The sequence below is a fragment of the Pseudoduganella sp. UC29_106 genome, from assembly GCF_044055365.1.
In the GTDB taxonomy this organism is placed as follows: domain Bacteria; phylum Pseudomonadota; class Gammaproteobacteria; order Burkholderiales; family Burkholderiaceae_D; genus Rugamonas.
Genome location: NZ_CP171977.1, coordinates 5,125,942 through 5,147,336 on the forward strand (window position 1 = coordinate 5,125,942; position 21,395 = coordinate 5,147,336).

The following is a 21,395-nucleotide window of genomic DNA, read 5'->3' on the forward strand; positions in this document are numbered from 1 at the left end:
CGTGCTTCCCGATCGACGTCTGGTCAAACGCGCTGCAGAACAATAAGGCAGGTCCCAATATCCAAACTCGTCGCCCTGCAACCAGCCACCTACCTTCAACCTTCAGCGGCAGCCACCGCGCGAACACCGAATGGGTGGACAAGCCACCGAATCTTAAGAGCAAAAAACGCAACGACCGCCCTGCTTCGGTCGCAGGGTGGGGATGGCAGCCCAAGCATTCATCGCGCCACTGGCAAGCACCACGCGCATGGGTTCCAGTTTCGCGTGCCCGCAAGCAGGGCACTTCAAAACAGAGAACAGGATTGCTCCGTTTATTTGGCTTTCCGGCGAACGCAGATTGGGTTCACGTTAAGTGCGTTCAATCCCGGCGCAGCAACGATTCATAGGCAGTTCGGAACTGATCATCGCTAGCCCAACTTGCTGCGATCTGCTTGGCACCTGATTTCGACGAGGCGATGACGAAGGTCGCATTGCCTCGATGACCCAACACGAATGGCCGATCCTGCTCCTGCGCGCGAAAGAAGGCCTGCGCCGCAAGGCCAGGATCGCTATATTCCGTACCGCGCTGGCCACTCTTACAGACCACGGTATACGCTATCCCGCCACCACGGCTATCTTGTCCCACATGCATCGACGAGATCGTCATCGCATCCTCCAACGCATTAATTTTCGCTTCGACAACAGTGTGATCAAACGATCACCACTGAGAAGAATTATTCCACTATCCCGCAGAAATTCATAGGCACCCGCACCGCTGCGCCCTGTGTGGATAAACAGCCCACCGTCGAAGTTCATGTACTGAATTGCATCGCCAAAATCCCGCAGATGGCCCCGGCAAATATGAGCGCGATAGCGTTTCATCTGCACTGCCAACCACCCGCATCGGGGACTCCACACCGCACCATCGATACCACCGTCACCCGTGTAGCTCCGGTTGCGAAGAACCAACAGTCCGGCATCTTCCAGTGCCGACATGACAACTTCCTCGAACACCAAAGGATCAACCTGGCGCAGATAGCACAGGCAACGACCAGCCAGTCCCGGCTCTCGAAAACGTCGCACCGTACGCAGCACCCGACGCGACTTCCGTACATTCCGCTGGTGGTTCGGCAAGCCTATCAAACGCACGACGTTGAGAAACTTCGACAGCAGAGGAATGCAACCGCGAAGTAGGATGGTCATCATTCCCTCCCTTCCTCAGTCGGCTGCGACGCGTGATCACGCCGCACGCGAGGCGAACCCAGGTAGGCGTTGCTGATCTGCGGCCGGTTGTGACCAAGTTGCCGCGCCACCTGCCGATAGGCATCCCTCATCGCAGCGGCATCAACTGAGGTTTGTCCGTCCAGAACCGACGCCTTGACGTGCGCGATGTCGAAGTAAAGATCGCTGGCAAACTGGTGGCGCAATCCGTGCGGCGTTACCCCCAACTCCTTCTTCGTCAGCCCGACCTGGCGCACGACGTTGGAAAAGAGATCGAGCGACTGCTTCAACGTGAGGCCTGGACGACCGATGTGACCGCGCGGGCCGCGGGCGATCGCAAACGCTTCCTGCAATGCCTCGCGTTGATCGTCGCTGCGCACTGCTGCAAATCGCAATCGGCCGCCTTTGGTGCCACGCTTGATTCTCAGGAAGCTGATGTATCGCCCACCTGGAGGATGTGCCGCCGGTAAGGCGTATGCCGGCACTTCGGCCGCGCGCGGACTGAACATGACTGCTTCCTTCCGACGCAGGCCATAGGCAATCATCATCCGCAACTGGACCGCTACATGCCGGTCGATCAGCCTCACCTGCACAATCTTGTCACTCACATCCACTCCATGGCTCGCCCAGCCCTTGTCCTCCGTCGCGCAATAGCTGCGCCGAACCATGCCTGGATCGCCAACATACCTCTCCGCAGCCTTGACCATGCCATCCTTGTCGATCCAGCGGGCAAATGCGCGCAGGAAGCTCATTTGCTGTTGAATGTAGGCAGCGCTATAAGGCATTTTCGGCCACCCTGGCCTGGTCCCACCTGTGCCGGATTCAATCCCTGCAACCGGCTGCGCCGTCCAGTACGACATCAGCACCGCGACATGCCGCGCACTCAAGTTACGCGGAGCCACATGAAACCCTAAGCTTCGCAGCAGCGCAAACATCCGGAACAGGGCTTGCCGGCGCGCGTCCCGCGTGTTGAACGAGATGTCCTTGTCGCGCACAGCATGCCCCTCATTGTGCTCACGAATAATCGCGCTCAGCTGCGCTTTCCACTGGCTGTTGTTGGCCATTCCTCATTTCTCCTTCTTCGTTGGCGATACGACGTGCATACGCGATCGACAATCCCACCACCGGGCAGACCAGCGCATGCGTCTTCCAAGGTGTCGCCACTGCCAGCACACACCTGATGTTGGCCAGATCTGTCGTACCCGGAGCCGGCCATAGCCCCGAGACGCAGGAAAGCGATGCGGCCATCTAGGCTTCCCGGACACAAGATGGCGTTGTGGACAAAGGTTTGCCCGAAGGCGTGGCGTCTTAAAAATGCTTATGCGAGCAGCGAACGAATTTCTTCCGCTTCGCCATTCCCCGCTACTTGAGCGGGCCCTACCGCGAGAGCGCGGTAAAGACATGGGTGCCTGGCCAATCCACCTTGGACCAAGCGAGTAGCCTCCTTCCTCACGGTTGTCCCCAGCCCTGCCACCAGGCCGCTGCGTGATGACGCCCATACTGAACTGGCCGAGGCTTCTATGGCCCCTGTACCAGCAAAGCACCGAAACCTGGTGTTTGGACGACGGAAGGATTGCGAGAGATTCACGGAACCGCATTTCAGTTCCATCGCCACAGGTCGGGCCCGAGGGCGAATCACGACGCACGATGCGTCAGGGCACGCGAACTGCACGGGTGCAGGCCGGCGCATTCGAGTGAATACATCGTTGAGAAGATCGGAAAAGGAACGTGCGCCCTCGCCCTACCCAGTACAGGTAAAAGCATCAGGCACGCTCAGGCCAGAAGTACTGGCCATGTCGATACGACGATTGGGGACAGGCAGGTCACGACTGCAACGGGCGCTATCGAAGCCACCGCCGCATTTAGAACGCGATGTTCATGGAAGCGGGTCCAGACAGTGATGCCAGCTTAGGAAACGAATTTGCCGATGTCAAGGCTGAAAATGGTCGCGAAAAATTGTAGATTGATGCCCGATTTATTTTGTAATCGCGCGTGTGCGAAGTTCGCCCCTATGAAACGCGCGAAAGTAGGATACCTCTGATTGTAGGGAGTCGGCTTGACGAACCTGCAAGCCGGCCTAATCTTCGACTCGGAGCACCTGGTCCACACGAACGCAGATCAGCCCCGCTTCAATTAGATAGGTGAAACGCTCGCGCCGCCGTAAAAACTCGCTCCGAACCACATCCCGCTTGAAGCGTGCAACGGCTCCGGTACAACTTCCCACGAAAGCATCGTGATAAGCGTGCACTTTCGAGTTTCCATGTCCGTCGAACACGGCTATCGTGATCAGCAAATCCGAAGGGAGGAACGCATGGAACTCGTTGTCAGGGCTGTCGATGTGGGACGTGGAAATACGAAGTTCATCGCCGATATCAGGAACGGCGAGCCGCAATGCGCTATGTTTCCTTCACAGGCGCATCCAGCGGAAACGGCATACGAACATGAGGGTTGGGGATCTGGGCGCAAGACTGGCAGCATCCCCGTCGATGGCCTGGTCTACGAGGTCGGCCCTGACGTGCATCTGGCTGCCGACGTATTCAACGCGAACGTACTGCAGCATGATCGATACGCCGAGGCGCCCGAATACCTTGCCCTGGTGCTCGGCGCGCTGCATTACATGCAGCTCGATGCCATCGACCTCTTGATCGTCGGTCTGCCGGTGGCGACCTTCAAACTGAAGCGCCACGTAGCCGCACTTGAACGTCGGCTTACCGGTCAGCACGAACTGGGCAAGGGCCGCCGAGTACAGGTCAAGCGTGTCAAAGCGATCGCACAGCCTGCCGGCGCCCTCATGTATTACGGCCTCATACAAAACCGGGTGGCAGAACTTCGAAAGGAGCGCAGCCTCATCGTCGATCCCGGCCGACGTACGTTCGACTGGATCGTGACCCAGGGAATGCAGCAAATTGAAAAGCGGAGCCACTCGGTCCCGCGTGGCATGTACGATGTACTGCATGCGGTTGTGGAAGGTATCAGCCGGAATACCGGCGCGCATTACCGAGAGTACGAGCTGGTCGACACTGCCCTGCGCACCGGAAAAAAACTGATCGTGTTTCAGAAGGAGTACGACCTGGCCCAACATCTTCCATTGGCGAGGAAAGTTCCAGAGCAGGCGATAGCAGAGATGATGCACTACGTCGGCGACGCAGGCGACATCAAGAATATTGTCCTCGTCGGAGGCGGCGCCTTCTTTTATAAGCCAGCGCTGAAAGCCGCCTTTCCCAACCACGCCATTCAGGAGTTAAAAGAACCGGTTTACGCCAACGTCAAAGGGTTTTCAGTATGCGGGTTCTGAATTGGTCAAATCCTTCACCGGCAATAAACTGCCAGTTGCTGAAGCAGTTCCAGACAGCCATGGAGGTACGACCAGTGGCTGACACGCTGCGGATCACACTGGAGCTGGACATAGCAGACAATCCGCCTCTGTATCAGGACCTGGCCAAGTTCCCGAAAGGACCACGCCGCGTGAACCGGCTGCGGACGCTCGCATATGCGGGCCTCATCGCCCAACTAGTACCGCAAGGTCCGCTCACAGTAAGAACAATTCCGCCGAAACCCGACCAGGATTCCACAATGAAGGCGGCATCGCTGGAGCTCTTTGGACCGGCGTTCGATTTGTAAAAGGAGGAGGCATGCGACAACTTCATAACCACCCGCGCGATCTGGAACACCAAACCGCATCGCAGTTGGCAGAAATGGGCTATTGCGAACGCAAGGTTCTTCTGAAACATAGGTATGGAACCAGAGTGGCTCCCTCACGCTATGTGATGCAGCAACATGGGACAGCGGAGCACGAACGCTTTCTGGCAGCGGCACAAAGGCAAGAACCGCGAGTTAACAGCGACTGTCGACCGTGCACGACGGAGACGGAGACGGTGGCGTCGGTGGCAGATGCTATTCGGAGCGCTCTGAAGCATCTTGCCGTATTTCTTCGCCTCACTGGACGCTGAGGGAGATAGATGCGGTTTCCTTCCAGCGCCGGTTGCACTGTCGCCATCGGCAACGCATTTCGATCGTTCCTCCGACGGATTTACAATTGGTGCCGCAAGCCTCACTGGCTTCTGTTTGAAATGGCGGATAGCCGGCTCATCTTTGCCGAGAAGACGTTCTCGATCCGTCACCCGATCGACCTGGTAGCGCGTATTGACCGCGCTTACGGCGACGGCAACGCGTTGGCTCTCGTTGAGTTAAAAACAAGGCGCGTGAACCAGATCTTCGAGTCGGACGTTATCGAGCTATCGGCACAGCGCGTGGCCATACAATTCGGCACGCAATTTCGAGTGCGCCAACAGGGATACATTTTGCTGCAGAATCTTGTCACTCGCCGCACTATCGCACATAAGGTGTAGTAGTTCAGATCTGATCGTACAGTAGGGCCTTGCCAAGGGTGGGGTTACCCGGTTTGATAGAGGTGCGAATCTTTATTAAACCAGCGTGAAAACGCAAGGAGTAACCCCATGCGTAGTTTTCCTCAGAACGTCATTAAACACAAGGTCGGCCTGCTAAATTTGGCGACCGAGCTTGGCAACGTGTCCCGTGCCTGCAAGGTGATGGGATTTTCCCGTGATACCTTCTACCGGTATCAGTCGGCAGTCGAGTCGGGCGGTGTGGATGCCCTGATCGATGCCAATCGCAGAAAGCCCAACATCAAGAATCGGGTGGACGAGGCAACCGAAGCTGCGGTCCTAGCCCTCACCCTGGAGCAACCTGCGTATGGCCAACTGCGGGCCTCTAACGAGCTGCGCGGGCGTGGTGTGTTCGTTTCACCTTCCGGCGTGCGCTCGATCTGGATGCGCCACGACCTTGAGTCATTCAAGAAGCGGCTGCTAGCCCTTGAGCGTCACGTAGCCAAGACCGGCGACGTTCTTACCGAAGCACAGGTAACAGCATTGGAGCGAAAACAAGATGACGACCTGGCATGCGGTGAAATCGAGACTGCGCACCCAGGCTATCTCGGAAGCCAGGACACCTTCTATGTAGGAACGATCAAGGGCGTGGGCAGGATATACCAGCAGACCTTTGTCGACACCTATTCCAAGTGGGCAGCCGCCAAGCTCTATACGACAAAAACGCCGATCACCGCTGCAGACTTGCTCAACGACCGTGTCCTTCCATTCATGGAAGAACACGGAATGGGTGTCATCCGGATTCTGACCGACCGGGGCACCGAATACTGCGGCAAGGCAGAGCACCATGACTATCAGCTCTACCTAGCCTTGAATGAGATCGAGCACACCAAGACGAAGGTACGGCACCCGCAAACCAATGGCATCTGCGAGCGCTTCCACAAGACGGTGCTGAACGAGTTTTACCAGGTGAATTTCCGCAAGAAGATCTACCGCAGCATTGCAGAACTTCAGGTAGACCTGGATGACTGGGTCTATCGCTACAACCACGAGCGGACACACCAGGGCAAGATGTGCTGTGGGCGCACACCGATTCAAACCCTAATTGACGGAAAGGAGGCTTGGCGCGATAAAATCAGCGCATTGAACGACGGAATTTGACCTGACAGAACCGACGTCAAACCGGGGCACTGTCAGATCAGATCGCGACTACTACACATAAGGTGTTGTTGTATCCTGAGGAGCATGTCATTGCCATTGCCCGTCGTCGCCAACTTGTACTGCAAGGGACCCTTGCGCCAAACAGTCCGTTGGACCCAGCACGCTGCAGGCGTTGTGAATACCAGGCTGAGTGCAGTGCTATTTCAGGCACCACGGAAAAACGCGGGCGCAATATTTGACTTTCTGAGGGCGGTCTGCGGACGGCTACTCCGGTTGCGCGCCCGATCGTTGGCGCGCGCCTTCCGGACAATGCGATGCCAACTCTCGTCGGGAAATGAAACGCATTCGGGATGACAAACATGCCGATTCCCTGCCGCTTGCGGGTGCCGCGTCACCTATTTGCTCCTCGGCGTGCAAGAGAGTGCAAAGCTCCGACAGCTCTTTCTGATAGGACTGCAACCGAGCATATTGCTGGCGGCGGCGCTCGGTAGCCAAGGCGCGCACAAACACCCCGTCGAGAAAGCCCAATTCGGTAACTGGCGGGATCGGGCCTTCTCAGAAGGCCCAAGTCAATCGCACGGCACCGTGCCTATTTTTTCATCGCGTCCTTGCCCATGTCATCCTTTTTCATTTCGTCTTTGGCCATTGGATCTTTCTTCATACCGTCCTTCGCCATCGAGTCCTTATGCATGGCCTTTTTCTTCCCGTCCTTAGCCATGCCCTCCTTAGCCATGCCTTCCTTAGCCATGCCTTCCTTAGCCATGCCGTCTTTGGCCATTCCGTCTTTCTTCATCCCGTCTTTCTTCATCCCGTCTTTCTTCATCCCGTCCTTGGCCATGGCGTCCTTGGACATCTCGTCCTTCTTCATTGCATCCTGAGCATAGCTGGCGCCAGATATCGACAGGCACGCAACGATAAAGGTGATAGCGGAAATCTTTTTCATGTCTATCCTCGGCAACGTTAAGTTAAACAACGCGAATACTACTGTGGCAACGTGCTACATGGTACTCCGGTGCGATTTACGGTCAACTGCCGCCAAACCAGTTATACCCTTGGTCCTCCCAGTACCCGCCAGGGTAGTGATTGGTCACAAAAATGGCCTGTATGTGTTTCGGATTCTTGTAGCCTAACTTAGTTGGCATGCGCAGCTTCATGGGAAAGCCATAGCGCGGAGGCAGAGGCTGGCCGTTGTATGTGAGCGCCATGATCGTCTGTGGATGCAGGGCAGTGGCCATGTCAATGCTGGTGAAATAATCGTCGCCGCATTTGAAGCCGACATATTTCGCACTCAAGTCCGCGCCCACCAGTTTCAGAAAGTGCGAGAACGGCACCCCGCCCCACTTGCCAATGGCACTCCAACCTTCAACGCAGATATGCCGTGTGACCTGTGACTGCTGCGGCAATGCGCGCAGTTGTGCCAGCGTCCACTGCCTGCGATCGGCTATCATGCCACTCAGTTCGAGCCGCCATGCATCGCCGTCGATGGTACGTACCTCATCCTCGCTATAGTAAGCGTTGAATGGGAACGGATCAGTAATCATGGATTCCGGATAGGTCGGCGCCAACCGCGTGGGATCGAACAGCCAGCCCTGGACGAGGTCGTTAAAACGTGAGATGTGCATAAGGGCCACCTCGATGCTTTCCTGGTCGTCGGTGGCGCAACCGGTGAGCAGAGTGAGCCCGCCCAGCGTCAGGCTGCGCTTCAGGAAAGCGCGACGCGATGGCTGTGCGATGTGGCCGATGGCGTCCGCCAGCATAGCGACGCCCTCGCCTGGCATTACGATTTCGCGTTCTTTGAAGCGCTTCATCATAGTCAGTCCTATCTCGGCGCTAGCGACCACGCAGCATGGCAATCAGTGTGCGCGGTACCAACACCACCATCACCACATGCACCACAATGAATGCGCAAAGGCCGGCCATGGCGAAGAAGTGAATCCGGCGCGCCACTTCATATCCCCCCAAAAGCTCGCGCAATATTGGGAATTGCACAGATTTCCAGAGCACAAGCCCAGACAGAACGAGCACTATACTGTCGACCATCACGAACACATAGGCCAGCCGCTGCACACTATTGTAGTGGCGCAAATCCTCATGCACCAGACTTCCCCGCAGAGCAGCACTCAGGTCGTGCAACACCTCGCGTGGCATAATCGGGAAGAACTGCCGTCGCAGTCGGCCACTGAACGCATTAATCAGCAAGTACAGGATGCCGTTCGCGAACAAGAGCCACATTGCGGCGAAGTGCCACTGCAACGCGCCGGCCAGCCAGCCGCCCAGTGTGACGCTGCGAGGGATGCCGAAACCTAAGAACTCCGTAGCGTTGTAGATGCGCCAGCCGCTCGTCACAAGAAGCACCACTGCGATGGCGTTGAGCCAGTGCGTAATGCGTAGCCAGGCTGGGTGGATCGTGCATTCATCAACAGGCATTTCAGACTCCGTACGCAGCGCCGAAGCTCGCGAAGACAGTTAGTTGCATAATGTACTTTGCACTAAGTTGGATGACCGTAACAGTAAGTTCGCAGACAATGAGGCATCGGTTACAGGTTCTGCCAGATATTTCGCATTTTTTTTGCCAAAAGCGGCTGCCCTGAGGCCACAATGCAACGAATACATGAGCTGGATCCTTTGCGCGCGACCGAACTGCGACTGCGCACCCTGCTCCTGCGAGGCCTGGACGGCGACGCCCTCGCCTATCGCCGCTTTCTGCAAGCCACGGCCCCCTATTTACGCGCCTTTCTTCGACGGCGCCTAAGCCGATGGCCAGATGAAGTGGAAGATTTGGTGCAAGAGTCGCTGTTGGCGATCCACATTCAGCGCCAAAGCTACGACACCAGCGTGCCGTTAACGGCCTGGTTGTACGCGATTGCGAGGTACAAGCTGTTCGACTGGCTGCGGCGACATGCTCGGCACGACAGTCTGCATGATCCCCTGGATGATGCGCACGAGGGCGAGAGCGCGCTATTTTCCAACGCGGACGAGGCAGCCGGCGAGGCCCGCCACGACCTAGCCAACTTGCTTGCCATGCTCCCCGAAAAGCAGCGCGATGCCATCATCCTAACCAAGCTTGACGGCTTGTCGATACACGAGGCGTCTGGCATCCTTCAAATATCGGACGCCGATGTCAAGGTTTCGGTGCACCGCGGTTTGAAGGCATTGGCGGCCATTCTGAGAGGCACAACATGAAGACAGAAGACTGGATAGTGATGTTGTCGAGCGGACCGGATATTCGCGTTGCCGCGCGGCCGTTCAGCGCCATAGTATTCCCGTCCCTTGCCGGATTGATTGTCTGCGTTTTGCTAACGTTGGCTTTGTTGGGCGTACGTCCGGACTTCGTACAAGCTCTGGCGACGCAGGCCTTTTGGCTGAAAGTCGTTTTTTCGGCGACGCTGGCCTGGACTGGATGGCTGGCCGCCAAGCGGCTGGCAGTGCCAGGTGCTCGCACTTCCATTCTGCCTGTACTTCTGGCCGTTCCTGTGCTGGTACTTTGGGTCGTAGCCGGTACGGTGCTATGGCAAGCGTCTCCTGAGGTGCGCATGACACTATTCTGGGGCAGCACCTGGCGCAATTGCCCTTTGCTCATCACGCTGCTGGCATTGCCGCTACTTGTCAGCGCACTTCGGATGTTGCGCGATCTGGCGCCGACCAGGTTGCGCCTGGCAGGCGCTGTTGCCGGCTTTGCTGCGGGCGCATCAGCCGCTATGGTGTATTGCTTGCATTGCCCGGAGATGAGCCCAGTCTTTGTCGGCTTCTGGTATGTGATAGGGATGCTGATTCCAAGCGCTATCGGCGCCGTGGTGGGACCCCGCGCGCTGGATTGGTGAGTTCCTGTCAAACTACCGGTCGGACGCTGCTTGCCGACCTGGTAGCGAATCTGAAGTTGAGTAAAATGCTTTTCCTATTTCAACATGGGTAGGGCTTCCACGATAGGTGTATCCGGAGTTCGATATGGCCGCATATATACCATCTTTGGTTTGGGCGATTTCAGCCGTCGTTTGCCTTGGCATTGCTAAACACCGTCATATCAAACAAACAGCCATCAGGGCGATGTTAGTGTCCCTGCTCGGCCCAGTTGCAATCCCTTGGGTTCTACTCGCAAAGACCGAAAAAGGTCAACCCGGCCTAAGCCCATAGCGGAGTGTGCAGTCGATCGAACTTTCTACCGGAGCTGAACTGCCGATGGCGCGTTGGCCTCGCCCAATAAGGAAAGTATCGACTTTGCCAATTGACTGCTCAAGCCTCCAAAACCTTCATCCCTTGGGCCAAAATTGAATTCCTTGAGCTTGGTTTGAGCACCCATGAAACCCTCCATCGTTCCGATTTCGTCGATTAGTCCAAGCGCCTTCGCCTCCATCCCGCTCCAGACCTCGCCGGTGCCATAGTCGACCTTCGCATTTAGGCGCGCGCCACGTTGCGCTTGAAGGTCCTGCACGAATGCCCCTCCGACCTTGTTCACAAGTTCTGTGGCTTTGGCATCCGATTCACTGGTAAACGGCGTGAACGGATTCAAGAATGCCTTCAACCTTCCGGAGCTGTAGACACGCTGCGAAACCTTGACTTGCGCTATCGCCTTATCCAGCTGCCACGGAGCCAGGATGGCGCCAATCGAACCGACCAGGCTGTACTTACCCGCGACGATCCGATCGGCGTGCATCGCCGCCATGTACGCCGCGGATGCTCCCAGGTTTCCAATGATCGCGGTCACCGGCTTCGGATATTTCTGCTTATACAGGACCAGAGCGCTGACAATGCGCTCCGCTTCGACTGGCGAACCGCCAGGACTATCGATCTTTAGAACGACCTGCTTTACTCGTGCGCTCCTGAAGGCAGCTTCCAGCGCCGGCACCACCTTCTCAGCTGATGCGAGCGCACCGTCCTTTATCTCGCCCTTGATCTCGACAACCCCAATGACATCGCCGAACGGACCAAACGAAAAACCGGTGGCCGAGGCAAAATAAGCAGCCGCGCCAGCCAGGGGAGCGATGATCAACACGACTTTCAATCCAACGTTCCAACGCTGCACTGAGCGCCTCTCCGCCGCAGCGAGAAGCTGCTCTTCCCGGAATGCCTTTCGCTGTTCGCGCATTTCGGCCAATAGCTGAACGATAAGCGAATCGCTCCCCAAATGCCGATTGTGGCCTTCTTTCTCCATAGCTCGCTCCGTCGATTTTCGATTATTGCGTGCAGCGACCGCCCATACCTAGAACGACCTGGCCAAAGGACAGTTTTCCCTTGCAGTCTTTTTTCACCACGCTCTCATCAGAAGTATCTTGTCGATGAATCGGTGCGCCTTCGGCGATCATCGCTTCAGTGGACCTGCTTTTCTCGATGTTGTTCAAATAGGCTGACGCCTGCTGAATCCTGCTGATATGACATCTGAGCTGAAAGGAATGCGGTGCCTCAGTCGTAGCCGTCGATTCACGTTGGACATTGGTTGCGTTACATACTTGAACAGATACATCCCGGAAGAACCTGTCGTCGAGTGGATCACCAAAGTCGGAATGCATCAATAGCACCTGTCCGTCTCGGCACTTCGAGGTGATAAACCGTAGCGCGATCCGTGTATAGATTGCTGCCTCATCGCGGGTACCAGCTTCGACAAACAGCACACTTTTGCTCAAGTTATAGGATGTGGAAGGCGACAGATCGCAGACCAATTCGTCACTCGGACGTCCAGAGAGAGAAACAGCATACGCACTGGGAATTGCAACGATTAAGACTAAAATACTGAGTAGTACCTTCATGATGTCTACCTCCAACTAGTAAAACGCAATGGTCAAGGTCTTCCCGCTATGGCCCCTCACAAGAAATTGCTAGCGTGTGCTGTCGTAGCATTCTCCCTATCGGCAATGCTAGCTTTGCAAAACGATTGGGTAGTCGTTATTGCCGCCGGGGCGCTTGGCGCCACGGCGGTATCATTCATCTTCCTTCTCGTGCTTGTTGCAGTCAAGTTGACGCATCTGACAAATTCGACTTCATGTGAACACCCCGACCAAGATGGCAAGCGCCACCGGCTCACAGGCTTCGATGCAGAGGGTAATCTCATGATTCACTCCTGGCTACGTAACGGTGGAAAGTGAACGCCACGGTTCTGATCCTTCAAATTCATCGGCGCTTTTCGATAGAGTTTGCAAGTCGCTTCGCTAGATCCTTCGCTTTTTCAGCGACCACGTCCGGATCGCCTCTAACCTGTCCGTTTGCGTCGCCGAAAAGTGATCGGTTCGTCGAGATATGGCCGTTCCTGTCGACGTCGATGTCAGCCTTTTTACGGAACTCCGCCTCCGCCTTCTCCACTGCCATAACAGTTTCCTGTCCGGCCTTAGACACATCCGAGCGCAACTGTTCCTCTCGAAGTAAGTTAGCCTCTACTCGAGCCGGGCCTCCAACGGATGCACGTTGGACCTTAGTGCCGAATTCTTTAAACTGAGCGCCGATGGTGTCATCCGAAATAGACCGCACGTTTCGCTCGTGTTCCCCTTCAAGATCGCTGAATGAGGCTGGAAGGCTGCTGCTCTTTGTTAGCTGGTGCGGGACTGAAGAAATATTTCCGATGAAGGACTCCATCTTGACTAATTCGGCGGCGCTACCAGCACGCTCATAGCGCAAGAGCTCTTCAAACATTCTCAAGTTTCGAGGATCCTTAGCAATATCTTTACTTACCGATTCCCCACGTTGATAGGCTCCTGAAATGCTTTCCGAGAACTCGGTCTGCCTTCTCAGATTTGCGTCAGCTCGTTCTGATCTCGTGACTGTTTGCCCAAGCTTCGCTGAGAGCTCATGGCCTTTCTTGGCATCCGAGACTAAGGAATCGATTACACCAGTGTTCTTGGTGACAGTGTCCGCAAAGGCCTTGAACTTCGCTTTGTCCTCGCTACTTAGCGCAGTACTTATCAATTGATCCTGCTGTTGTATTGATGCTGAATAACTCTTGCGCCCTGTCGCGGAGATCTGGCCACCGCCATCAAATGGAAGAAACTTCCCTGCCGCACTCGGAATCCCGGCACTGAGATAGGCGCTCCCACCAAAGGCGACTGCTGCTACTTGCTGCTCGCTTGCGCCGGTCGTCTTGGACACATTTCTCGCTATCTGCTGCAGGGCGCCAACTCGCTCCCCCTCCGTCTCGCTGCTCCCAAATCCAGAACCTTCCGAACTACCGTGGCTCATTGATCGGGTTGCAGCGTTCATCACGACTTCACTCAACGCCGCGGCTTTCTCACGGGATGCCGCAATAGACTCAGACCGAGCAGCGGTGACCGCACTATTGGCAGCGATCACATGTTGCTGAGAGACCTTGGTATCAACCACGCGCGACACCGGGCCTTCATTCGCCAGTGCTTTCACCGAGGTTAGGCCACTCAAGGCGTTACTGGTGTAGATGTTCCCAGACGTGTCGTCTTGCCTGCCGTGGAAAAACGCCGATGACCTGGTGGGTGCAATCGCCATCTGATCCATGCTGGTGTTGCCAAGGCTTACGCTGCCAGTGGCAGCGGATCCCGTAGTTGAACTCACCACGCTTTGTAACGTGAGCACACCGCCGATAAGCGCGCTACCAAAGGTCTCCATCCGCTTCAAGCCCGCCCATGCAATAACTGGAATACTCATCGTCATGTAACCGACCACCGCCTCACCTGAGATCGCGCCAGAGTAAATCGATGAGGAGGTCATTAGCGACAGCGCACTAATCCCATTGCCCACCGACGCGGCCGCCGCCAACTCACGCGCGGCATGAACCATGGCCATATAATTAAGGATCGCGTAAAGCGGTGGCCAAAGCTGAATCCAGATCAGGACCGAAAGATAGTTTTTCAGTCCGATCATGGTCTCTCGCCCGCTAGTCATGAGCAATAGCAGAATTACGATAGGGAAGATAGCGTACACGATCGCTTCAATCGTATTCCGTATCACGGGCAGCGCCTGCTCGGCGACTTTTCCGTTATTGAGCCAAGCTGCGTTGGTTTGCGCGACGGACTGAGCCCTACCTACAGCCAGCAACATTGAGGCCGGATCGTTAATTTTCTGCCCCGCCAAAAGACTTGTGTCATTTACCGCGTTGATCAGGGCGTTCTGACGGATAATGTCGGCGGCGCTGGAGGCGGCAGATGCGATCCCGTTTCGTATGTATGCTTGCTGAACCTGCCCAGCAATCAGTGTCGCGGCGACGGTCCCAGACAATGTTGGATTCATCCGAGTCGCGAGTATCCCTTGAATTCGATCCAGCTGGGCGGGCAAGCGCGAGTTCAGCGCTTGGTATGCTTGTGGACACGGTGTAACCGTTGGAGTTCCGGCAGAATCTGTGATCGGTGTAAACCGCGCTGGGTTAGGATTCGCCATCATTGGCCAGACATCCCCAGATGTGGCAAAAGCTTCTGGCGAAATATCTCCAGATGCAAGATCATACATCGTACAGTTGTTGATAAAATTGATCAGGTCGGAGCGAAACGTCGGCTCTTGGAATACAACCCGATTTGTTTCACGTATCAAGCGGTTCCCAAAGAGTAATCCATTCTTTTGATAAGCGAGTTCTTCTGGTAAATTGGCGCGACCTGGCAGCAACTGCATGGCCGTTTCGAAAAGCCCTGTAAGCGTGTTTCCAACAGTACTTGATAGCGATCCGAATACCGCAAGCCCAAACGGAACATTGTCGACAATTGCTACAGCGCTCGAACCTGTCTTGTCTACCACTCCGACTGTGACACGTGGAACGAAGAGAACAGACAGAACCAACGTAACTGATGCTAACCATTGCCAGCCCTGAAGTTTTTGGGGGGCCACGGCATAAGCGACCACTGCGGCTACGAAGCCACAGAACCCCACCACGGCAAGAGCCCCCTTAAAGTCATTCGCGCCTGCAATTGCCGCTACAGCGTTCAGTATCCCGAACAGGCTATCGCTGTTTTGGTACGCGTAGATCTCCCACATATGAATACTCCCCGTGGTCCTGGAAACTTAATGATTACCTGAGGTAGGCGGCTCGGCGTCCAAGCAGATCTTGAATGTGCTGCGGCATGCTGGTTCGTAACTGCCGCTCGATTTGCTCGATGCTCGTCGCCACGGCGTTAATCGAACCGACTTTTTGGTACAGGGCGGACTTCTCTCGAGTGAGCTGAGCCATCATTTCTTGAACACGGCGCCTGAGCTCACGGGAGCGCGCCGCCTGCAGCGAGTTCAATGTAAAGTCCTTTTCAAGGGCGTTCAATCCGATGCGTAAGTTCCGCTCTAAAAATACTGAAGCGTAGTCGGCGGCAATCACATCGCGGAACCGCAAGATCAGATCATCGGTCACGCTCGCTGCCGGAACTGTTGCGCCGACGGATAGCATCCGATACACCGGTTCAGTGGTTTGATTTACGAATCCCACTTCAGGCGAATCGTTTGGTATCGGTGTGCGTGTCAATATCTTTTCTGCGATGGAACGCATCAAGCGCTCGACCTTCAATGTAAATGGCACATGGTTGTAGCTGCTGTCTACCGTGACCTCGTCGCATTCGACGTAGTTGTTGCACCTCAAGATCTCCTGCCGTACGCTGCCGCCAGGCGCATCTGCACTTCCATACAGCAGCCGATTGATCGAGGTTAGAGTTGGCGCGATCGGGTTGGGATCACGCGGTCCTTCGTAATAGATCACCGTGCCTACCATGCTCATGATCATCTCTCGCTCCTGGTCGTCCAGATTCGTGCCGGCGAGTTTCAGCGCTTTCCAAGTCAGATTTCCGACAAAGGGAGCTTTGTTGCGAACCAATGGATCGGACGAGTTGCGCGCCGCGCTCATGACCGAATTTTTATTCGACTGGCAGCGAACCCTTGCCGCCGCGTAGTCTGATTCCAGGCCCAGTGCGACAGCCAAGTCTTCGCATACCTTGTCGGTGCTCACGCCCGTGGCCTCCATGGCCGAACTGACCAAGGACTTCGCGGTGTTGCACGTGCTGATGTTGGCGTTCGTCAGCATGCTCTCCAGGTTCTTTGTCCATTTCGTCACGCCGCCCAGGAGCGGCGACACAGATTCAAGTGCCAGTTGGAAGGCAACGCCAGGAAGCGCGGCCGTGATGTTCTTCAGCATGTTCTTGAACTCGGTGGCGGATATGTGGGAGAAAGATCCACCGAATGCGTCGATACCGCCACAGCCCGCTCTCGCCTCTGGGAAATCAATGGCGAGCAGCTGGTAGGTCTTATTCTGGGTACGCAGCATCATGCTGCCGCCGCTAAACGTATTGAAGACCTGGCCCCTGAATGCGCCAGGCGCGGTGTAGTTGCCGATTGCGCCTAGGTCGTTGAACATCTTGTTGACCTCCGCGTTGAGATCGCCTGCCCTGCCCGCACAAGGTAACAACGCGGCGCCGACAAGGCCAGCCGCAAGCGCTTTTTTGAAAGTGCACATACCGCCCTCCACTTCATCAATTTGGCCAGAACGCGCTGGCCTCGGAAACGGGGCTGCGCGACTGGTCGGCCAAAGCCATGATCCGCTCCACCAGCTGCGCCTCCGACAGGACGCCATAGCCAACAGGAACGATCCGACCTGTGAATGGTTGCGCGAGAAAAACAGCAGGTACTTGTGATACTTTCAGAGCGCGCACGATCCCGTTATCCACACGGGCGCCGGAAATTTCAGCGATCGAACCGCCATCGACGCTGACTGCGACCATCGGTATGCCGTGCCGCTGCCGGAACGTCGTCAACACCGGCGCCATCTTGTGGCAGTATCCGCAATCACCCCGGAAAAAGAAGATCAGCACATGGTCACGCGCGAGGGCCGCCAGCGTACCGGCGCGCAGCCTGCCCTGCTGCTGTTCGTACGCTTCCAGGGCGCTGGCGTTGACGGGCCTGCCCTGCGTTGCGGGATCGAGTTCCGGGCTGGCCCAAGCGATTCGTTGCGCCAGGTCAGCAAAGCGTGAGGCATTGCCCACGACGCGCGATTCCAGTTCCATGTAGCGACGCACGTTTGCCTCAGTCGGCCTGATGATCGCGATTGCGCGCACTTCCTCGACTTCCCGCTGCAGCTGCCGGAAGCGTTCGAGCTCTGGGCGCGCGGCTAATTCAGTCTTTTCCGGCGCGATCGCCCTTGCTGGCCGCTGCGGTTTGGATTCGCGCTCCAGAAGTGGATCGTCATAGAAGTGCCATCCACGGCGGCTGGCGGCCAGAACCGAGGAAGGCGAAGCCAGCCCGGCCTTCTCGTTGTCGATCTGCTGCGCAAACGCTGGGCTGGCGACCAATAGAAAACTCACGGCAATGTTCGTCAGCGACTTCATGACCGCCCCGCCTTAACCAGGCTGCGCGGGGGCAGCCCATCCCGGCAGTAATTGATCCCAAACTCCACCGACTGGCGGACGCCCCCGGCGCCTTCGCGCAAATAAACACCCTCCTGCCATATTAGGACAGACAGGCGTCGGCAACCGTCTTGTGCGTAGCGCTCGACGGTTTTCACATCCACGTTGATAGGAGCTGTCGTCTTGAACTGGCGTCCGATCGCCTCGGCCAGCGCACCAGTGAGCGTGCCATGGGCCGCACCATCTGCAGCATTGATGGCGTCGACGAGGAGTGGACGGACCTCTGCCACGGATCTGCGATCTGTGATGGGCGTCTGCGCCTGTGTCGCCGTGGCACAGGCAATGCTGCACATAATTGCTATCGGCTTCAGCATTTCCCTCTCCCGAAATAGCAGTTTGGCGCCCGCGCCGCGGCAGCCGCCTGGATGGTATTCGCCGATGGCACGGTTGGCACGATGGAGGCGTAGAACTCAGACAGGTCCATCCGGGAAAAGTCCAGTGCTTGCAGCTGCGCGACCGTGAATCCGGAACAAGATGGCTTCCGGGGTCCGCCCCACCCTATGCCAAGCTGGGCTCGCCCCTGCTCGTTCAGGATGCGCGCCAAGTTGGAGTTAAAGCAGCATTTCGACGTCGTGTGCTCGATGCAGCTGACACATTTGCCAAGGACGCGAATGCATTGCGAGCACCACGTCCCGATGGTTCGACACAGCCTGGCGCCTTCTTTCATCGCAAGTTTGCCTTCGGATTCGCTGCAGGACATCATGGACATGGCCATATAGAAAACGACCGTAATCGCTAGACTCCAGGGCGTGATGCCGATAGTGATGCTGTCTCCCGTCATCAGGCTGACAGTGCCAGCCGGTAGCGGTGTTCCGTTGACGGCAACCGTTACGCCATAGCTCGCGAAAGAGCCGGAAAAGCCACTTCCCAGCAAGAGAGATTTGAATCCCTGCAGGAGGAAGTTGCGGTTGTTCGAGTTCATCAGGATGTCGAACACCAGCCGCGAACCGGTGCCGAACAAGGACTGGTTATGAAATCCGGCGCCGGCGTTGTCGCTGCCGCAGCAATTGGTCAGCAGCCGGTCCCGGCAATAATTTTCTTCACCGCTGAACACCCGTACTGTCGCCGGGTCGATATATACCCCCGCCTCCCGGGTCGCTTCGAGATAGGTCATCGCTTTGGCAAAATCAGGATCCTGGACGTGCGCAACATCGAAGCACTGTGTCCCAAGGCAGAATGCGCTCGGCGGACAAGCACCGCCGCTGGGACATCCAGAATACAACGCAGACAGTCCCGCTTCCGCCCCTACCGGGTCGCGCCCAACCGCGCTGGCGCCAGCCACCTGTGGATCCCCAGACGGCACCGGCGGATGCGGTAATGCCGCGGATGCGGCAGCGTTGCGCTGCCCCTCGCAGATCGGGTCGGCTGGCAACGCAGCACACAGCGCCAGGCGAGCCTTGGCTTCAGACGCCAGGTCGGTGCGCCCATAGAGCGCTCGTTCCGGCGGAGTGGCGGTGTAGTCGGGCACCACGGCCGCCGCGGCCGTGGCATTCACACCTGTGCGCACCGTCGCGTTGGCAGCACGGGCGGCAGCCAGGTCGTCCGCCTGTGCAAAGGCCAGCCGGTTCTGGGCGGACAGGAAGCAGCAGGCAGTGAGCAGGAAGATAGCGCGGCGCATAGCTATTCCCGGAAACGTTGGAGAAGCACTTTGGCTTCCCGATTGAAGGACAGCGAACGCTCGGCGATCCACTCGAGTGCGTATTCGATCGTTGCATCGCCCGCTACTTCGGCAAACGATGCCGGCGGCACACAACTGGTATCGGCACAGCGCTGTGCCTGCGTGCCGTCCCTGAGCAGGACAAACGTCGGCACCTGGCTGACGCTAAAGCGATCGAAAGCCTCAGGATCGATCTGTATTGCCAACTTCCGATTTCCCAACAGCTGACGCACGGCGGCGGCGGTCTTGACCATCGAACCCTCCTTCAAGCCGCGCAGGACCAGGGTTGCCCGCGCCCGTTCGGCGTGGTCGACGAGCCGGCGCAAAGAGCCTTCAGGCATGGTGAGGCTGACAAAGACCATCAGCTGTGGCCCTTTCGCCAGTGCCTGGGCGGCATCTGTCGCACCGGCGGCATCAAACCCACGCGCCACAGCTCCCAGATCCACGGACCGGCTCTGCAAGGGCCTCGGCAACCGGTCCAGATCAGGTGCTGATCGTGTCGTGGCGGTTGACGGCGCTACTGCCGGCGCCGTTCGGCTACTGGCATCCGTCTCGCAATACCGGCCCGGCGAATGCGCTGAGTGCATGCCCGCCCACGACGCCGAGCGCCATGAACAGCGCCTTAACGCTCAAGCCCCGGATGCGGCTGGTTGAATAGCTAAAAGCCGACACAGCAGTTCCTTTTTCTAAAGAGCATGAAGGCGAAATCCTCACCCTTCACCGGGTATTCCTTGCCGGCGCCCCATAACACTGTCGTGCGGCCGAACGGCTGGCAGCAACGCCCCGCAATTTTTCCGGTATTGGGTATGGGATAGGTAAGCTGCGTCTTGTAGGCCGCTTTGTCCATCACCGGCAGGAAGTACGGGCCGCAAAGCCCGGCGGAGCCGTGGCTGCCCCAGGCGAGCAGTTCGCGGTGCATCTTGGCGGTCAGCCGCTGCATTAAGAGTTCCGCCGTCCGCACGCCGCCCATGTGGTAAATGCTGTGGCCATCGAGTGGGTACAGGCTGCCCTGGCAGCCCGCACACCAGAACAGTTCGGAGCGGCCAAAGCCGGCTGTCGCCGCGACGCAGTCGGCCGCGCAGGCAGCCAGGGCAACGGGGTTGGCAAACAGCGTCGCTTCCGGATTCAAAATGAGCGTCAGCTCGTCGTCGTTCCAGAGCGGATCCACTTCAGTCAGGTAAGCGAGATCGAACGAGGCGCGCTCCAGGCAAGGGAAATCGGCCACGACCTGCAGCCAGTACAGCACCGGGTTCACATAGAAATGCGCCTGGTAGAAGCTATTCTGGTCGCCGCTGGCGTCCGTGTGGCGCCCGGCATCCGGCGCCGCGATGCCGGGATTGAGGTCCACGCCGCCCAGCGAGACCAGGCAGAAGGAGCGCCGCACCACTTCCACCTGGCGTGCCGGCTCCCAGAAGCCGATCGACAGGCCAATGGTAGGGTTCACGCCGCAGCTGCAGATTGGCGAACCTGGGTTACCGATATCCTCTTGCCCGCCGATGCTCGCCAACGTACCACCGCCCAGCGAGATCGGCATGATGCAGCTCCAGCAGATGTCCGTGATCGGGTTGGGAAAGCGCCCCGGACACGTGGTTACACCCGCCGCGTTGGCGGTCATGGCAGCCAGACCAAGCAGCAGCGTAACCAATGCGCGAAGTGCCTGCATACGACCGAGGGCGAATGCCCGCGCGGCCCGTCGCTCGCGATACTGCGCGC

The 21,395-nt window shown here is 57.3% G+C and carries 21 protein-coding genes; 6 read left to right on the plus strand and 15 right to left on the minus strand.

Annotated features, from left to right (window positions below):
* Positions 1-358 precede the first annotated feature (358 nt).
* Genes ACHMW6_RS25695 through ACHMW6_RS25705 form a run of 3 tightly spaced genes read right to left on the minus strand, consistent with a single transcriptional unit; the run spans position 359 to position 2,264 of the window.
* Positions 359-646, minus strand: a complete 288-nt coding sequence (locus tag ACHMW6_RS25695; RefSeq protein ID WP_395401082.1) for a hypothetical protein — start codon at positions 644-646, stop codon at positions 359-361.
* Positions 643-1,185 carry a restriction endonuclease gene (locus tag ACHMW6_RS25700; RefSeq protein ID WP_395401084.1) on the minus strand — a complete coding sequence of 181 codons (543 nt, stop codon included), beginning with the start codon at positions 1,183-1,185 and terminating at the stop codon, positions 643-645. Before ACHMW6_RS25700 ends, ACHMW6_RS25695 begins: the two co-directional genes overlap by 4 nt.
* Complete coding sequence (locus ACHMW6_RS25705) at positions 1,182-2,264, minus strand: integrase domain-containing protein (RefSeq protein WP_395401086.1); 1,083 nt, start codon at positions 2,262-2,264, stop codon at positions 1,182-1,184. Before ACHMW6_RS25705 ends, ACHMW6_RS25700 begins: the two co-directional genes overlap by 4 nt.
* A gap of 1,247 nt (positions 2,265-3,511) precedes the next feature.
* On the opposite strand from ACHMW6_RS25705, the gene ACHMW6_RS25710 reads away from it, so the two are divergent.
* The 4 genes from ACHMW6_RS25710 (at position 3,512) to ACHMW6_RS25725 (ending at position 6,707) form a co-directional block, all read left to right on the plus strand.
* Positions 3,512-4,495: a PRTRC system protein D gene (locus ACHMW6_RS25710; protein WP_395401088.1), complete on the plus strand. Its 984-nt coding sequence runs from the start codon at positions 3,512-3,514 to the stop codon at positions 4,493-4,495.
* A gap of 74 nt (positions 4,496-4,569) precedes the next feature.
* Positions 4,570-4,821, plus strand: coding sequence for a hypothetical protein (locus tag ACHMW6_RS25715; RefSeq protein WP_395401090.1), 252 nt, complete (start codon positions 4,570-4,572; stop codon positions 4,819-4,821).
* A gap of 338 nt (positions 4,822-5,159) precedes the next feature.
* Complete coding sequence (locus ACHMW6_RS25720) at positions 5,160-5,549, plus strand: hypothetical protein (protein ID WP_395401092.1); 390 nt, start codon at positions 5,160-5,162, stop codon at positions 5,547-5,549.
* 108 nt (positions 5,550-5,657) lie between these two features.
* Positions 5,658-6,707, plus strand: coding sequence for an IS481 family transposase (locus ACHMW6_RS25725; protein ID WP_395401094.1), 1,050 nt, complete (start codon positions 5,658-5,660; stop codon positions 6,705-6,707).
* A gap of 589 nt (positions 6,708-7,296) precedes the next feature.
* On the opposite strand, the gene ACHMW6_RS25730 is transcribed toward ACHMW6_RS25725, so the two are convergent.
* The 3 genes from ACHMW6_RS25730 to ACHMW6_RS25740 all read right to left on the minus strand — a co-directional run bounded on the left by ACHMW6_RS25730 (position 7,297) and on the right by ACHMW6_RS25740 (position 9,134).
* Entirely contained in the window at positions 7,297-7,650 is a 354-nt protein-coding gene (locus ACHMW6_RS25730) for a pentapeptide MXKDX repeat protein (RefSeq protein ID WP_395401096.1), read from the minus strand.
* A gap of 82 nt (positions 7,651-7,732) precedes the next feature.
* Complete coding sequence (locus ACHMW6_RS25735) at positions 7,733-8,515, minus strand: molybdopterin-dependent oxidoreductase (protein ID WP_395408711.1); 783 nt, start codon at positions 8,513-8,515, stop codon at positions 7,733-7,735.
* Between the two features lie 22 nt (positions 8,516-8,537).
* Complete coding sequence (locus ACHMW6_RS25740; RefSeq protein ID WP_395401098.1) at positions 8,538-9,134, minus strand: cytochrome b/b6 domain-containing protein; 597 nt, start codon at positions 9,132-9,134, stop codon at positions 8,538-8,540.
* A 171-nt stretch (positions 9,135-9,305) separates the two neighbouring features.
* Between ACHMW6_RS25740 and ACHMW6_RS25745 the strand changes: the two genes are divergently transcribed.
* Together ACHMW6_RS25745 and ACHMW6_RS25750 are read left to right on the plus strand one after the other, a co-directional pair.
* Positions 9,306-9,890 carry a sigma-70 family RNA polymerase sigma factor gene (locus tag ACHMW6_RS25745; RefSeq protein ID WP_395401100.1) on the plus strand — a complete coding sequence of 195 codons (585 nt, stop codon included), beginning with the start codon at positions 9,306-9,308 and terminating at the stop codon, positions 9,888-9,890.
* Positions 9,887-10,528 (plus strand): NrsF family protein, encoded by a 642-nt coding sequence (locus ACHMW6_RS25750; RefSeq protein ID WP_395401102.1) that lies wholly within the window; start codon positions 9,887-9,889, stop codon positions 10,526-10,528. Before ACHMW6_RS25745 ends, ACHMW6_RS25750 begins: the two co-directional genes overlap by 4 nt.
* 335 nt (positions 10,529-10,863) lie before the next feature.
* On the opposite strand, the gene ACHMW6_RS25755 is transcribed toward ACHMW6_RS25750, so the two are convergent.
* From ACHMW6_RS25755 to ACHMW6_RS25795, 9 genes are all read right to left on the minus strand, one after another.
* On the minus strand, positions 10,864-11,856 hold the full coding sequence (locus ACHMW6_RS25755; RefSeq protein WP_395401104.1) for a S49 family peptidase: 993 nt from the start codon (positions 11,854-11,856) through the stop codon (positions 10,864-10,866).
* A 22-nt stretch (positions 11,857-11,878) separates the two neighbouring features.
* The gene (locus ACHMW6_RS25760) at positions 11,879-12,448 is read right to left on the minus strand and encodes a hypothetical protein (RefSeq protein ID WP_395401106.1); all 570 of its coding nucleotides are present in this window, start codon (positions 12,446-12,448) and stop codon (positions 11,879-11,881) included.
* A 361-nt stretch (positions 12,449-12,809) separates the two neighbouring features.
* Complete coding sequence (locus ACHMW6_RS25765) at positions 12,810-15,623, minus strand: conjugal transfer protein TraG N-terminal domain-containing protein (RefSeq protein WP_395401108.1); 2,814 nt, start codon at positions 15,621-15,623, stop codon at positions 12,810-12,812.
* Positions 15,624-15,657: 34 nt separating this feature from the next.
* Positions 15,658-17,079, minus strand: coding sequence for a conjugal transfer protein TraH (locus ACHMW6_RS25770; RefSeq protein ID WP_395401110.1), 1,422 nt, complete (start codon positions 17,077-17,079; stop codon positions 15,658-15,660).
* Between the two features lie 16 nt (positions 17,080-17,095).
* Positions 17,096-17,947 carry a conjugal transfer protein TraF gene (gene traF, locus ACHMW6_RS25775; protein WP_395401112.1) on the minus strand — a complete coding sequence of 284 codons (852 nt, stop codon included), beginning with the start codon at positions 17,945-17,947 and terminating at the stop codon, positions 17,096-17,098.
* A complete protein-coding gene (locus tag ACHMW6_RS25780; protein WP_395401114.1) occupies positions 17,944-18,339 on the minus strand; it encodes a hypothetical protein in 396 nt (131 codons plus the stop codon). The genes traF and ACHMW6_RS25780 overlap by 4 nt, the downstream gene beginning before the upstream one ends.
* The gene (gene traN / locus ACHMW6_RS25785; protein ID WP_395401116.1) at positions 18,333-19,643 is read right to left on the minus strand and encodes a conjugal transfer protein TraN; all 1,311 of its coding nucleotides are present in this window, start codon (positions 19,641-19,643) and stop codon (positions 18,333-18,335) included. Before traN ends, ACHMW6_RS25780 begins: the two co-directional genes overlap by 7 nt.
* Before the next feature lie 2 nt (positions 19,644-19,645).
* Positions 19,646-20,128 carry a type-F conjugative transfer system pilin assembly protein TrbC gene (gene trbC / locus ACHMW6_RS25790; RefSeq protein ID WP_395401118.1) on the minus strand — a complete coding sequence of 161 codons (483 nt, stop codon included), beginning with the start codon at positions 20,126-20,128 and terminating at the stop codon, positions 19,646-19,648.
* A 212-nt stretch (positions 20,129-20,340) separates the two neighbouring features.
* Positions 20,341-21,345, minus strand: coding sequence for a TraU family protein (locus ACHMW6_RS25795; RefSeq protein ID WP_395408712.1), 1,005 nt, complete (start codon positions 21,343-21,345; stop codon positions 20,341-20,343).
* Positions 21,346-21,395 lie beyond the last annotated feature (50 nt).

Bases quoted from the DNA above. Each gene is read 5' to 3' on its own strand.
- ACHMW6_RS25695 (WP_395401082.1), bottom strand. From the start codon at position 646: ATGACGATCTCGTCGATGCATGTGGGACAAGATAGCCGTGGTGGCGGG.
- ACHMW6_RS25700 (WP_395401084.1), bottom strand. From the start codon at position 1,185: ATGATGACCATCCTACTTCGCGGTTGCATTCCTCTGCTGTCGAAGTTT.
- ACHMW6_RS25705 (WP_395401086.1), bottom strand. From the start codon at position 2,264: ATGGCCAACAACAGCCAGTGGAAAGCGCAGCTGAGCGCGATTATTCGT.
- ACHMW6_RS25710 (WP_395401088.1), top strand. From the start codon at position 3,512: ATGGAACTCGTTGTCAGGGCTGTCGATGTGGGACGTGGAAATACGAAG.
- ACHMW6_RS25720 (WP_395401092.1), top strand. From the start codon at position 5,160: ATGCGGTTTCCTTCCAGCGCCGGTTGCACTGTCGCCATCGGCAACGCA.
- ACHMW6_RS25725 (WP_395401094.1), top strand. From the start codon at position 5,658: ATGCGTAGTTTTCCTCAGAACGTCATTAAACACAAGGTCGGCCTGCTA.
- ACHMW6_RS25730 (WP_395401096.1), bottom strand. From the start codon at position 7,650: ATGAAAAAGATTTCCGCTATCACCTTTATCGTTGCGTGCCTGTCGATA.
- ACHMW6_RS25735 (WP_395408711.1), bottom strand. From the start codon at position 8,515: ATGAAGCGCTTCAAAGAACGCGAAATCGTAATGCCAGGCGAGGGCGTC.
- ACHMW6_RS25740 (WP_395401098.1), bottom strand. From the start codon at position 9,134: ATGCCTGTTGATGAATGCACGATCCACCCAGCCTGGCTACGCATTACG.
- ACHMW6_RS25745 (WP_395401100.1), top strand. From the start codon at position 9,306: ATGCAACGAATACATGAGCTGGATCCTTTGCGCGCGACCGAACTGCGA.
- ACHMW6_RS25750 (WP_395401102.1), top strand. From the start codon at position 9,887: ATGAAGACAGAAGACTGGATAGTGATGTTGTCGAGCGGACCGGATATT.
- ACHMW6_RS25755 (WP_395401104.1), bottom strand. From the start codon at position 11,856: ATGGAGAAAGAAGGCCACAATCGGCATTTGGGGAGCGATTCGCTTATC.
- ACHMW6_RS25760 (WP_395401106.1), bottom strand. From the start codon at position 12,448: ATGAAGGTACTACTCAGTATTTTAGTCTTAATCGTTGCAATTCCCAGT.
- ACHMW6_RS25765 (WP_395401108.1), bottom strand. From the start codon at position 15,623: ATGTGGGAGATCTACGCGTACCAAAACAGCGATAGCCTGTTCGGGATA.
- ACHMW6_RS25770 (WP_395401110.1), bottom strand. From the start codon at position 17,079: ATGTGCACTTTCAAAAAAGCGCTTGCGGCTGGCCTTGTCGGCGCCGCG.
- traF (WP_395401112.1), bottom strand. From the start codon at position 17,947: ATGAAGTCGCTGACGAACATTGCCGTGAGTTTTCTATTGGTCGCCAGC.
- ACHMW6_RS25780 (WP_395401114.1), bottom strand. From the start codon at position 18,339: ATGCTGAAGCCGATAGCAATTATGTGCAGCATTGCCTGTGCCACGGCG.
- traN (WP_395401116.1), bottom strand. From the start codon at position 19,643: ATGCGCCGCGCTATCTTCCTGCTCACTGCCTGCTGCTTCCTGTCCGCC.
- ACHMW6_RS25795 (WP_395408712.1), bottom strand. From the start codon at position 21,345: ATGCAGGCACTTCGCGCATTGGTTACGCTGCTGCTTGGTCTGGCTGCC.